11 protein-coding genes are annotated in these 13,257 nt (G+C 51.9%); all 11 read right to left on the bottom strand.

What is annotated here, in order from left to right; all coding sequences use genetic code 11:
* Positions 1 to 29: 29 nt before the first annotated feature.
* The 11 genes from AC6I1V_RS18330 to AC6I1V_RS18380 all read right to left on the bottom strand — a co-directional run bounded on the left by AC6I1V_RS18330 (position 30) and on the right by AC6I1V_RS18380 (position 13,135).
* Complete coding sequence (locus AC6I1V_RS18330) at positions 30 to 3,359, bottom strand: HAD family hydrolase (protein WP_497737321.1); 3,330 nt, start codon at positions 3,357 to 3,359, stop codon at positions 30 to 32.
* Positions 3,360 to 3,371: 12 nt separating this feature from the next.
* Positions 3,372 to 4,598, bottom strand: coding sequence for a 3-deoxy-manno-octulosonate cytidylyltransferase (gene kdsB, locus AC6I1V_RS18335; protein WP_497737322.1), 1,227 nt, complete (start codon positions 4,596 to 4,598; stop codon positions 3,372 to 3,374).
* Positions 4,595 to 5,443: a 3-deoxy-8-phosphooctulonate synthase gene (gene kdsA / locus AC6I1V_RS18340; protein WP_497737323.1), complete on the bottom strand. Its 849-nt coding sequence runs from the start codon at positions 5,441 to 5,443 to the stop codon at positions 4,595 to 4,597. The genes kdsB and kdsA overlap by 4 nt, the downstream gene beginning before the upstream one ends.
* A 9-nt stretch (positions 5,444 to 5,452) precedes the next feature.
* A complete protein-coding gene (locus AC6I1V_RS18345; RefSeq protein WP_497737324.1) occupies positions 5,453 to 7,264 on the bottom strand; it encodes a polysaccharide biosynthesis/export family protein in 1,812 nt (603 codons plus the stop codon).
* Positions 7,265 to 7,271: 7 nt separating this feature from the next.
* A complete protein-coding gene (locus AC6I1V_RS18350) occupies positions 7,272 to 8,564 on the bottom strand; it encodes a KpsE/RkpR family capsule polysaccharide export protein (protein ID WP_497737325.1) in 1,293 nt (430 codons plus the stop codon).
* Positions 8,551 to 9,216, bottom strand: a complete 666-nt coding sequence (locus tag AC6I1V_RS18355; protein WP_418717030.1) for an ABC transporter ATP-binding protein — start codon at positions 9,214 to 9,216, stop codon at positions 8,551 to 8,553. The genes AC6I1V_RS18350 and AC6I1V_RS18355 overlap by 14 nt, the downstream gene beginning before the upstream one ends.
* Positions 9,213 to 10,010 carry an ABC transporter permease gene (locus tag AC6I1V_RS18360; protein ID WP_497737326.1) on the bottom strand — a complete coding sequence of 266 codons (798 nt, stop codon included), beginning with the start codon at positions 10,008 to 10,010 and terminating at the stop codon, positions 9,213 to 9,215. The genes AC6I1V_RS18355 and AC6I1V_RS18360 overlap by 4 nt, the downstream gene beginning before the upstream one ends.
* Positions 10,007 to 10,360, bottom strand: coding sequence for an RT0821/Lpp0805 family surface protein (locus AC6I1V_RS18365; RefSeq protein WP_497737327.1), 354 nt, complete (start codon positions 10,358 to 10,360; stop codon positions 10,007 to 10,009). The genes AC6I1V_RS18360 and AC6I1V_RS18365 overlap by 4 nt, the downstream gene beginning before the upstream one ends.
* Positions 10,357 to 11,328: a KpsF/GutQ family sugar-phosphate isomerase gene (locus AC6I1V_RS18370; protein ID WP_497737328.1), complete on the bottom strand. Its 972-nt coding sequence runs from the start codon at positions 11,326 to 11,328 to the stop codon at positions 10,357 to 10,359. Before AC6I1V_RS18370 ends, AC6I1V_RS18365 begins: the two co-directional genes overlap by 4 nt.
* Positions 11,329 to 11,807: 479 nt before the next feature.
* Positions 11,808 to 12,797, bottom strand: a complete 990-nt coding sequence (locus AC6I1V_RS18375) for a tyrosine-type recombinase/integrase (protein ID WP_497737329.1) — start codon at positions 12,795 to 12,797, stop codon at positions 11,808 to 11,810.
* Between the two features lie 122 nt (positions 12,798 to 12,919).
* Positions 12,920 to 13,135: a helix-turn-helix transcriptional regulator gene (locus AC6I1V_RS18380; RefSeq protein ID WP_497737330.1), complete on the bottom strand. Its 216-nt coding sequence runs from the start codon at positions 13,133 to 13,135 to the stop codon at positions 12,920 to 12,922.
* Positions 13,136 to 13,257: the final 122 nt, after the last annotated feature.

The following is a 13,257-nucleotide window of genomic DNA, read 5'->3' on the forward strand; positions in this document are numbered from 1 at the left end:
TTGAAGAGTTAGGCTATCCCAATAGTTATTTAAAATTTTCTATACCACCAATGAAGGATGCTATGGTTACTATCCTCAAAAAAACCTTGACGATCCTTTAAGTATTTATTTCGTTTACGGGAAGAAAGTAGTTTGGTAAATATATATTTTTCTATTTTGCGGACAACTGTAGGTTTATTTTCTATCACTTTAGGTTCATTAATTTTTTTTGATGCTGTTTCTGTCGGCGGAACTTTCTTTTTTATATTGAAAAAATCCATTGCAGAGCTTTTTTTCAAACCGCCTACAGCATCAGCAAATAAAATATTTTTCAAAAGTTCAATATCTAATGGCATAGGTTTTTTTATAAAACTTTCCATAACTCGGGTAGAGAATTCAGGCGTAATAAACATTGTTTTCAAAAAGTCTGAAAAATATCGAACAAAATCTCGAGAGAAATCTATACATCCAGCATGAATAGAAGAAATAAATGACTTCCGTTCGTAATAATTCTCTTCATCTATGAAATTTGGAACTGGCTTTCCGTCATTTAAAGAAAAATATTCCAAGCTCATATCATCACTGCATATGAGTAGTTCAAAGAGCTTCCTATTATTAATTAATAAATTTGAACTTGAAGTATCCGCGCCTTCTGTGCAGAAAGCATGAACATTATCCCCTAGTGTTAATGAATATTCAAACTCAGAAATTGTACCATAGTAAAAACCAATTATCTTTTTTCCCAAAATTTTATGGAGTTTCGTTTGCATCCTTGCCTTCCAGCCTAGATCTACAATAGCGATTTCTTTTTCATCATAACACCCCAGGGAACTGAGATAGGTGATATAGCCATTTCGCTCTGTTTCAGCTTTTGCAAATATTGCCTCTTTATATTTCAAGCACATTTGTACAAAACGTAACCTTCCTTCAACAGAGTACTCAATCTTTTGTTCTAAATCAGTATCACAAAATTGATTGTATTCTATACCGAATCTTGATTTAATCAGCTCTGAAATACTTGATCCATTAACGTAAGGTAAGGATGCAATTGCTATAATATCAGCTTCAGTATTTAATGTAGCCATATTCAAAGCACGTCTCGACGCGTATAAATATACGCTCTCTGGGGCTCCATTGAAATAAGGGGCTACAATATCGTAAATCTCTTTAATTAACCACCCCTCACGAGAAAGGAAATAAAGCTTCTTTACGCCAATTTCATTTGCCCTTCTTATTAGCCATAAAACATAAGAAAGCAGGATAGGGCCAAGGCCGGCATATCCAAGCATATGAGTAGAGCCAAGAAAAAGGCTATTTTTTTCATAATCTGGAGTAGTAGCAGAAAAAGCCTTCAATGCAATAAGGCCAACACAAGCAGACCTGGCTTTGTTTGTTGCCTTTTTAGGAGAAAATATTTCATAATAATTTTTATTTATTCTCAATCTTGTAATGGCATTACATAAATAATAAGAGTTTAATTTGTTTTTTGTACTATTTTCAATATCGTTCTTCTTATTATCGCCAAAATGAAGTATCTTCTCAGGAGCAATCTCGAGATCTTCTATAATATACCTATAAATATCACCCTTACGCTTTGAACAGCCAATTTCACAAGAAACATAGAGTTTTTCATAGTTTGAATAGCCATTCTCATTCAGGAGTTTTTCTATAAATACCTGAGGGAGATACATATCAGTGACTAAAATAATACGTTTTCCTAAATCCTGTGCAATTTTATATATTTTATTTCCAAGTGGATGTGGAACAGAGAATTTTAGTTCCAGATTAAGTTCATGCTGCTTCATCTTTTTTAGAAGCTCTCTGTCCAAATGGAATTTTTCTTCAATATATGTATATATAAAGTCGAGAGAAGTTTCTTCTGATTCAAATAATTTTCGTGATTCAATTTCTGCTTGAGTACGAAATAGGGCAAAGTTACCGATTATACCATTACTTTCCTTAAAGCAAATCTCTTGTAAAAATAAGTAAAGATCAGCAGGTTTTTCTATTACACGGGATATAAGTGTATCAAAAATATCAAAAGAAATAATTTCAAAGTCATTATTTTTTATATTTTTATCTATTTTATCTAGTTGTATATCTTTTTCTATAACTTTTGGAAAAAATGATTTTAAACTTTTTCGGCTTCTATTATACCTAAAAGAGTTTAGTAAATTTTCACTATAATTATCATCTATATCTGAAAAACAACAAAAAGTATCAATGCCAGTTTTCCCTTTTTTTTTCTTCTCTACAAGTTCTTCAAGGAACCTTGTCATAAATATAGGTTCTTCAAGTTTAGAAGCAAGAACTTGGTGCTTATCAATAAAAAAATTTATTGTATTGGTGTGAGCTTTTTTAATATCTAGTTTACTGGAAAATATATTTTCATCTGCATAAGGACTCATGAAACTATCTGTAAAAACTTTTATATTTTTATTCCAAAGCATACTTTGAAATAATAATGATGATGAAACACTAATTATTCCATCCACAAATGGAACAAGATATTGAGACACTGAATCTATTTCATTAAATAAAGGATCATATATGATATTACTATATCTGCTATTCAAAAGACGAACAACAGGGCCAGACAAAATTTTATCTGAAGTATTAGGTGTAATATACTGTGTTACAAATATTCCTTCATCTCTAGGGATAGTCCTGCTTACATCAAAAAGTAATTCTGTCTGTGAATGATAGCCTGAGTCTACTCCAAAGGCATAATGCGCACTGACCTGAAGTGGTAATAAATGTATTTTATGATATTTACTTCTTGCCTTATCTATTTTATCACTGAAAACATTGAGTTTAGAAAATATACTATAGCAAATATTTATAAATTCATATGCAGTACCATGATGTGTATCGTATGTTACGATATCTTTCCAACTATTATAAATAGTACCCTTTTTATAAAGACCTGTAACGTCAAATGTTATTAAATGAGGATAAGGGGGACGGCAAAATACACCAGGCATCTGATGGGCAATCAATGCCTCTGGATACATTTTTTCAAGAAAAGGTACTGGTGTTTCCCATAATAATATAGCATCATAATGATTATTTAATTTTTTATATAATACATTACTAATTTTATTAAATTTAAATTGATCATTTTTATAAAAATTTGAATTTGGATCATACATCCCATCTAACATTTCAAAAACATCTTCTCCTGATATAAAAATTTTTTTTGCTCGAACATCAAGAAACTCTACAGCATCAACTGTTGAATCCGTAATAATAACATCAACATTATGTCCTGCTTTACACAATGTGTTAGCTTGAGGAATTAATGTCTTAATAAAGCAGTTTTTAAAGAAAAAAATATTACCCTGTGATATAAATGGGGAATTCCATACTAAAATTTTCACACTTTACTCCTATTACTTTTCTATTCTATGTAAATCTATGATCAAATCTATCAGTTCCCGAAACGCGCCTTGGCCGCCGAAGCTTTCCAATACGAGATCGGCTTTGGTTTTCACATAATCCGGCGCATCTCCCACAGTTACAGACACCCCGCAGAGACCAAAGACCTCCATGTCCGGAATGTCGTCTCCGATAAAGGCGACTTCCTCAGCGGAAACGCCGCAACGTTCTATGATACCCGACAGAACCGCCCGCTTGTCCACCTGCTCCAGCACCGCCTTGGTAATGCCCAAATCCGCGAGCCTTCTGCGCAGAGCCGGGCAGTCCCGTCCGGAGAGCACGGCCACCTGTATTCCGGCCTGTTGCAGCAATCTGACGCCCAGGCCGTCGCGGGCATGAAAGCGTTTCAAACACTCGCCGTCTGGCCCGTAGTACAAACTGCCGTCCGTGAGTACGCCGTCCACATCAGTGATGATCAAACGGATATACTTCAGCTTTTCCAGCGCCTCCGCACGGCGGCGTTTTCTGACCACCGCACGTACCCGCTCCAAGTCTTCCGGGGTGTCCACCCCTACACCCATCGGCGGCACTTCCAGCACACAGACGGGAATACCGGCCTGGAGAAAACGGAGCTGTTCCAGCTTTTCCGCCTGTTCCAGCGGAGAGAACGGCAAAGAGGCAAAGCCGCGCAAGGCATCGGCCCTGTAGGCGTAGATGCCTACATGACCCAAAAATTCGGTGGATTCGCCACTCTCGCGCACAAAGGGAAGCGGCGCGCGGCTGAAATACAACGCGTTTCCCGCATGGTCGCGGATGACCTTGACTTGATGCGGAGAACGGGCCTGTTCCTCGCTGATACGGCTGCACAGGGTCGCCACCTGAACGCTTGCATCTTCCGTGAAGACGTCCCGCAGCCTTTCAATGGCCGAAGCTTCCAGCAAGGGTTCGTCTCCCTGCACATTGACGTACACGTCAGCGGCAAGAGAGGCGGCGACCTCGCGCACCCTGTCGGAGCCGGACCGGCAATCCGGGGAAGTCATACACACCTTGCCGCCAAAGGCTTGAACGGCATGGGCGATGCGTGCGTCGTCCGTGGCCACCACAACTTCATCCAGCCCACGGGCACGGGACACTGTCTCCCAGACGTGCTGAATCAACGGCTTGCCGCAGATGTCCAGCAGCGGCTTTCCCGGCAGACGAGTGGAAGCGTAACGGGCCGGAATGACGGCGATGGCTTTCATACCCGTGCCTCCGCAGTTTCCTTGGCCAACCGGTCAAATTCCCTGAGCTGTTTCAACAGGGGCGGCAGATTGCGCAGGGCCAGCATGTTGGGGCCATCGCAGGGGGCCTTGTCCGGATCGGGATGCACTTCCATAAACAGACCGGCCACGCCCACGGCTACGGCGGCGCGGGCCAGCACGGGCACGAACTCCCGTTGTCCGCCGCTGCGGTCGCCCAATGCTCCGGGAAGCTGCACGGAATGTGTGGCGTCAAAGATGACGGGTGCTCCGGTGCGCTTCATGATTTCCAGCCCGCGCATGTCCACCACTAGGCTGCCGTAGCCAAAGCTCGTGCCGCGCTCACACAGGCAGATACGCTCGTTGCCCGTTGCTCTGGCCTTGTGCAGCACGTTCTCCATCTCCCACGGGGCGAGAAACTGGCCTTTCTTGATGTTCACAGGCTTGCCCGTGGCGGCCACGGCCGCAATCAGATCGGTCTGGCGGCAGAGAAAGGCCGGGGTCTGAAGCATGTCCGCCACTTCGGCCACAGGTGCGGCCTGTTCCGGGGTATGCACGTCGGTCAGCACGGGTACGCCCACGCTTTCCCGCACCTCGGCCAGAATGGACAGTCCTTCGGCCATGCCCACGCCGCGAAACGACGACCCGGAAGAACGGTTGGCCTTGTCGAAACTGGACTTGTAAAGGAAAGACACTCCCGCCTCCGCAAAGATTTCCTTGAGTGCGGCGGCAACTTCCAGCGCGTGGGCGCGGCTCTCCAGCGCACACGGTCCGGCGATGCAGAACAGGGGCGCGCCATTGTCCACCGGCCCGAAGGCTTTGCCCTGAAAATCAAAAACAAATCCCATAAATTCCTCCTATAGCCCTACGGCGACCTTGACGGCCACGGCCATCTGGTAGAGCACCTGGGTGACGTCCTTGACCAGTTGCAGGTTTTTGGAATCAAACTTGGGCATGACCAGGATGCGGTCGCCGGGTTCGATGGGCTGTCCCTTGGCATGGGAGACTTCCCCGTTCAGGCCCACAATCAGGATATTGTCCGTATCCGCCCGGTCGGACAGGCCGCCTGCGCCGCCGAGATAGTCCTTTAGGGAGAGGCCCTTTTCCCAGGTCACGGCGGCGGGAATGAGCACTTCGCCGGAAACGTGAACCACGTCCGTTTTCCGGGGAATGATGATCTCGTCGCCTTCCTCCAGCAGCACGTCGGAAATTCTGCCGTCGCGGGACACGACCAGCACGCCGTCCGGCTCCAGTTGCGAGGCCCGCTGTACGAAGTTCTGGATCAGCTCCGCTTCCTTCACCCGGATACCGGCCTCGTCCACGGAAGCGGAGGTGGCGGTCAATGCGCTCTGTTCCAGACGGCGCAGGGCATCCGCGAGAATGACTTTCTGTTCGGCGGCCACGCTCCTGCGGCGGATGTAGACGGACTTGATGTCCGCAAGTTCCGGTTCCACCGCGATATATTCCAGCAGCGTCTTCAGCCTGGTCTGCTTGAGCACCGGGAAACGCGACGCGCCGTGAATGGCCCCGGACGCGGCCACCATGATGGTCCTGCCCCGCGTATCGGCCACAAATTCCACACGGTCCCCGTCCGCAAGCTGAAGACTGCGAAAGTCATGCAGGGTCACATAGACGTTGAACGGTTCGCCGTTGCGCATGCCGCCCACGCTGACGTGGGAAACGCCGTTCATGGGCAGGGCGTAGTTCAGCAGGTCTTTCCCGCTGGCCGCGCCTCTGAACTCATAGCGGGCGGGCTGGCGCAGCAGGCCGTAGGCGGCCACGGACATGCCGAAGGGTTCCACCAGGATGGTGTCTCCGTCTTTGAGGCGGATATGCGGCAGCTCCCCGTGCATCATGTAGTTGTAGAGATCCACCCGTCCGATGACCTGCTGGCCGCGCAGGATTTTGATGTTCCGGTAGCTGCCCTGTTCCGGGAGGATGCCCCCGGCCCGGTCAATGTAGGACATGACGGAGTCCTGCGGGCCGCCCGCATAACGTCCCGGATTGGGCACGTTTCCGGCCACATAGACGGCCACGGGCTGGGCGCTTTGGAGGTTCACATAGATATTGACGTTTTCAGGAAAGACCGAGGCCAGTTTCGCCCGTACCGAGCCGGAAAGCGCGGACTGGGTCAGTCCGGCCACCCGCACCGGCCCCACTTCCGGCAGAAAGATGTTGCCCTGCTGGTCCACAAAGAGCACGTCATCGTAGCTTCTCGCGCCCCAGACGCGCACGGTGATTCTGTCGCCGGGCAGAATGACATAATCGTCGTTCATGCCGCTGCCGTAGGTGGAGGCGAAATTGCCCCGGAACAGATTCGCGCCGAAAGGTTCCAGACCCTGCGTCATGTCCGGGCGATAGTTTTCCAGCGCCCAGGCGGGCAGGCCCGACATGGACCGGCGTTGGCGCTCCTCTAGTTGCCGGGAGGATTCCTGTCTGTACATGGCCTGCTGAAAGATGGCTTCCCGTTGATAGCCGCCGGGCAGATAGGACGGAGGACGGGTCGAAGGCGCGCCCTGAATGCCTCCGCTGCCGCCGGGGCTGGGGTTGCCGGGTTTGCCCAGGCTGCCGCCGTAGGAAGATGTATTCTGTACCGTGGCACCTGCTCCTAGAGCGGGAGTTGTCATTGCCAGAATCAATGCTGCGGAAAGAAGAAATCTACTGTTCATATCTGTCTCAGAATCCGGCGTGCTCGCGCACAGCGGCTATAATCAGGGAACAAAGCCCCACCAGTACCAGAGCACCGACAAGGACATAGGCCGTAAACAGGAAGGGGCGGGGATACAGGGATTCATCCGGCAGAACCGGAGTCTGGAAGGCCACCACATAACGGGACTTGGCCTCCGCTTTCACGCGGGCGGTTTCCAGCGAGGTCATGGCCGAAACAAGCTGTTGCCGGGCGAACTCGCTTTCCGTCTGCAACGCTTCATATTCTCCAGCAAAGGAACTCAGGCTGTCGGGCCGGGCTTCCCCAGCCAGACGCAGCTTTTCCGAGACAAGCTGTTTTTCCACCGCATCTAGGCGGGCGCGCAGGCCCACCAGGGCCGGGGCGTCCTTGCTCATGTAGGTGGAGGCTTCCGCGATTTCCGCACGAACTTTTACGGCTTCGCCTTCCAGTTGACTGACGATACCTTGCAGCCCGCCCGCTGTGCTGGCCGGGTCCAGCATGCCGCTGCGATCCCGAAAGGCGCGCATAGCCACCTGCGCCTTGCTCACGCGAGCTTCCGCCGTTTTTACCTCGCTCATGGCCAGAGAGATGGCGTCGTCCTGTGCCCGGCGGCTCATGGCGTTGACTAGCGCCTCGCTTCTGGCCAGCACGGCCTCGGCCAGTTTTTGGGCCGTGGCCGGGTCATAGGCTTTGACGGAGAGGGCAATGATGCCGGTTTCCGGGTCAAAGGAGGGCTTCACCGCCCATTGCCAATAGGAGAGGCGTTCATCCCGCGTGGCGTCGGTAGCCAGACGGCTGATCAGGTCATACTCGCGGCTGGAGAAATGGCGGAAGATGCCCATTTCTCCGTCAATGGCCTCCATGATGTCCGGGGACTGGATGTATTCGGCCACGATATACGCGTCCGCACCCACGGAGGCACCGGAAGGCAGCAGCAGCGCGGCAAGGCCGCTGGCCCCTCCACTGGTTTCCGCCCCTCGCACGGCGAAACGGGCTTCGGCGATGTACATGGGTGAAGCCCACAGGCCGAAGTACAGCAGGGACAACAGGGCGGGCAGCAGCACGGCAGTCAGTACCGCCTTTATGGTCGGGGAAAGTAGGGAGTTTATCTTGCCGAGTGTCGTGACCACAGGGCGTGCTGTCAGAACCAGATCGGGAATGACCTGAGGTGCGGGCTGCTCAGCGGGTGCGGGTATAGTCGGCGACACTGCGGAGTTTGGAGTCTCGCCTGTTTTGGGTGTCGCGGGGGACTTGGCTCCGGGGGCCTGCGTGGCGGGGATACCTGTCTTAATGTCCGGCATGGCAAATCCCCGTATAGACGCGCAGGGCGTCGCCCAGAGTATCGTATTCGGAAAGCACGCCGTTATGCAGTACGGCGGCCCTGTCGCAGTTTTTGCGGATGGTCGCCACGCTGTGCGACACCACAATCAGCGTCGCATGCGCCTTGCGTTCCTTGAAGACCTTTTCGGCCTTGGCCTGAAAGGAGGCGTCGCCTACGGAGTAGGCTTCATCAATAAGATAGAAATCAAAGCCGATGGCCATGCTCAGGCCAAAGGCCAGCTTAGAGCGCATGCCCGATGAATAGGTTTTCACGGGCATGTCCATATAGGGGCCGAGTTCGGAGAATGCCTCCACGAAATCCGTCACTTCCCTGATGTCCGCGCCATAAATACGGCTGGTGAAACGCAGATTTTCCCGTCCGGTCAGACTGCCGTTGAAGCCTCCTGTAAAACCGATGGGCCAGGATACCCGCCCCTTGCGCGTTACAATGCCGCTGTCCGGTCGTTCCGCCCCACTGATGATGCGGATGAGCGTGGACTTGCCCTGACCGTTCAGCCCCAGAATCCCCATGTTCACGCCGGGCCGGAAGGTGATGCTGGCATTGCGCAGAATTTCCTTCCGCCCGTGCCGAGGCAGCGGATAGCTTTTGTTGATGTTCCGCAACTCAATCACAGCGTCCTCCCACGGGCATGCCGTTCAAGCAGCAGCCCCACGCACAGGGAAACGGCGCACCATGCGGCGAGATAGCCGATGTCGTATGCGGGGGCCGCCGAGGACGCGGAAAAGCCGCAGCGTTGCCACTCAATGAGTTGGGCCACGGGATTAATCAGGAGGACATCCGCGAATCTGGCAGGCAGTTCGGAGACATAAAAGAACACGCCGGAGGCAAAAAACAGAATCCGAAGGCACATGGGGATCAACTTGTCCAGTGTGGGCCAGAGGCGGGACAGAGAAGCGAAAATCAATCCTATACCCAGGCCCAACAGTGGCGCGAAGAAGAGCGTGGAGGCCAGAGATGCGGGCATGCGCAATTCCACGGGTTGCCCACAGGCGGCGGCAGCGGACAGAATAACGCCTGCGGACAGAACCTGCGTCCCCCAGACCACCACAGTACGGGCCAGCATGAGGTCCAGCTCCGTCACCTGCGGAAAGGTCAGTAACGCCTGGTTGGCGCTTACTGCTTTCATGCACCGGGAGATGGTATCGCTGAATATATACCAGGGAATAAAACCGCAGAGCAGAAATACGGCCATCCCCATACCATGAGGCGCATGCGCCCCCATAACTTCACGGAAAGCCCAGAATACGCCGATACCGAATGCCGTCTGGATAATGGCCCAAAGGTAGCCAAGCCGGGTATTGCCGTACAACGTATGTATTTCCCTTAAAATAAGAGCGGAGATAACTCGGCCCTGCACAGTCAGCGCGGGCGATACGGATGGGGTTGGAATGGTATCAGCTCTCATCGTGGCATGCTCTCAAATACGGTGGGGATGAAACGCCACGCGCCGTTTTTTTCCTTGCAGAGTGCGAATCTGTGGCTCATGTTTCCGTGCGTGACGCGGGCGGAACGGCATTCGTTGCCCAGGCCGGAAAGATAGAGCGGTCCCACCTCAATGGTGGCCGGGCCGAAGGGACTTTCGGCAAAGTATTGCGTGGAACCTTCCGGCTGCGCGGCCACCTGCTCGCCGAACGACAACGCGGCGGGAGCAGCCTCCGGAACGGGGGCGGTCGGAGCAGCGGATTCACGCGCGGCGCAGCCGGAAAGCACGGCGCAGAGAGCGAGGGAGATAGTCAGGTATTCCCTCCGCATCATTCCACCCCCGCGCGCAGGCAGTCATGGATATTGAGAATACCGACTGGTTTTTCTTCGTCGGTGACGAACAGCGACGTGATTTTGTTTTCCTGCATGAGCCGCAACGCGGCCACGGCAAGCGTATTTTTACCGACCGTGACGGGATCGGAATGCATGACCTGCCTTGCCGTCTTGTCCATGAGGGAAGACCCCATGTGACGGCGCAGGTCGCCGTCGGTAATGATGCCCGCAAGTCGTTTCTTTTCGAGAATGCCCGCCACGCCGAATCCTTTGCCGGTCATCAGCACGAGTACTTCCGACATGAGCGAGGACGCCGGAAGCAGGGGGAGTTCCTCACCCGTGTGCATGATTTCTCTGACCGTCATCAGCTTGCGGCCAAGCGAGCCGCCCGGATGCCAGCGGTGAAACTCTTCAGAAGTGCAGCCGTGCCGACGCATCAGCGTCAGGGCAAGCGCGTCGCCCAGAGCCATTTGCAATGTGGTGGATGTGGTGGGCGCGCAGTCCAGCGGGTCGGCTTCCGGCACAAGCGGCAGTAAAAGGAGGTGCGCGGCGTTTTTGCCGAGCAGGCTGTCCGCGTTGCGCGTTACCCCTATCAGGGGGATGTTGCGCCGGGCCGCATACAGGATGATGTCCGAAAGCTCCGTCGTGTTGCCGGAATTGGAAAAGGCCAGAACGGCATCGTCGGAGGTCAGCATCCCCAAGTCTCCGTGGCTGGCTTCACCCGGATGGATGAAATAGGCGGGGGAACCCGTGGAAGCCAGCGTTGCCGCCACCTTGCGGGCCACATGACCGCTTTTGCCCATGCCGGTGACGGCAATTCTGCCGTTTATCCCGTACAGGCAATCCACAGCGCTGCAAAACGCAGTGTCCAGCCCGCGAGCCATCATGGTAAGGGCATGCGCTTCCTGTCGTAGTACGGCTGCGGCGAATCCCACTTCCTGAAAATCTTTCTTCTGTATCGTATCCATACGCTGTACTTTCTCTGGAAATATATTGTGAGCATAAAAAGAGACACATCTTCAATCCCGTTGTATTCACAAAGGATCGATGCCCCTGTCGTATTCGACAGACACACTGTCGATTTTTTCTGTGGAAAAAAGAGGAGGTATAGAAATAACAGAGTAATTTTATGGAAAAATTTTACTATGCGGCGAGCAGAAAAATTTTTTCTTAGAGAGGTGATATTGCCAAAACAGCCATTAGAATGTATTGATTTTCAAGGCTTCATCGACAGTGTGTCTGTCAATTTTCCCTTAAATTTCAATGGGGCACTGACAGTGTGTCTGTCGATGAACATCTAATTTGAGACCTAAAATGGCCAGACAAAGCCATGTTTATCCAAGGTTGACCAACAGCCTACTTCTCCCCTCTTTTTTGTCTTTTTTAATTCTTTTTGTTCTTTTGTTTTCTGCCTAAAAATATGGCTGTGTTCAGGTAGCCTTTTTACCTATGTCCTACGCGGTATCGGAGGGTTGGTTTTCCTGCGTGCGTTTTCATTGTCATGCCTGGCAAGATAGGTACTTACGGTCTGGGCTGCCGCCACCAGCGACGCCTGCCCCAGATGGGCGTATCTCATGGTAGTTCTGGGATCGCCGTGCCCCAGCAGCTTTTGCACCTCATAGAGCGAGTGCCCGGCATTGACTAGAAATGAGGCGAAGGTATGCCGCAAATCGTGGATGCGCACGTCGGCAAGCCCCAGTTCCCGCCGGAGCCTGTTCCAGAACAGATAAAGATCGGAAAGCGGCTTTCCCGGAGCATGGCCGGGGAACAGCCACGGAAGCCCTTGCTGGCGCGGGATGGAGCGAATGACTGCTATGGCTTCGTCTGAGAGGGGGATATGGCGCGGCTTGCCGGACTTGGACAGCGGTACGATGAGCAGCCGTAAATCCAGGCGGACGTGTTCCCAGCGCGCCTTGAGGACTTCGCTCTTGCGCGCCCCGGTCAGCAGAAGCAGGCGGATGGCAAAGGCTTCCGGCCGGTCGCTTTTTTCCAGCGCCCGCATGAGCCGTTGTGCCTCATCCCGCGAGAGGTAGCGTTCCCGCTGCGCGTGAATTTTGAAGGGCGAGACTCCCGCGCATGGCGATTGTCCTGCGGGCAGAAGACCACGCATTACGGCCAGAGAGCAAATTGTCTTGAAGACTGCCAGAATACGGTTGCAGGTGGCCGGAGCCAAACCGCCGGACGACAGTCCGTGCAGCCAGTCTTCCACTTCGTGGCGTTGTATGTCGGCAAGTTCCCGCGCTCCGAAGGTCGGGGACAGATGTTGTCGGGCAATGCGCTCATCCACGCGCCAGCTCCGCTTGCGGAGTTTGACGTGCGGCAGATAGATATTTGAAACAAAGGCGTCGAGATTTCCGGAATCAGATGTGTGCCTGTCGGAATCACCAATTTGCGAAGAAGGTGAAGCGACTGAACGAGTTGAATAGTGACGGGTCATATGCGGTTCTCCTGGCAACAGGTTGTTGGTGGACCTCATGCCGATGTGAAAGGAGGGCGGGAACATCAGCAATCTTGCTTTGCCGATGCTCCCGAAACGGCGAACCGGGATAAGGCGGTCAGCTATTCGCTGATGCCTTCCCTGCTCACACGTTCAATGAATGCCCGTATGTCCTCCGCCCGCCATACCGTGGTGCGGGGACCAAGTTTGATGGGTTTGGGATAACGTCCGGTACGGCAGCCTTCCCACCACGCGCTTTTGCTGATGGGGAAGAGGGCGAGAACCTGGGGGAGACGGAGAAAACCGCAGGGGGGAATGGTAGGATAAGTATGGGGCATGAAAAAACCTCCTGAATCATATGGATTTCAGGAGGTTTATAGGCCGGGAGCGCTGGAAATGTACTGTAGCGGACTTGGAAATTTACCGGAAAAAATCTGTATGTCCAGATAAATCCTATTCC

It is taken from the genome of Bilophila sp. T19-St14 (assembly GCF_059728385.1).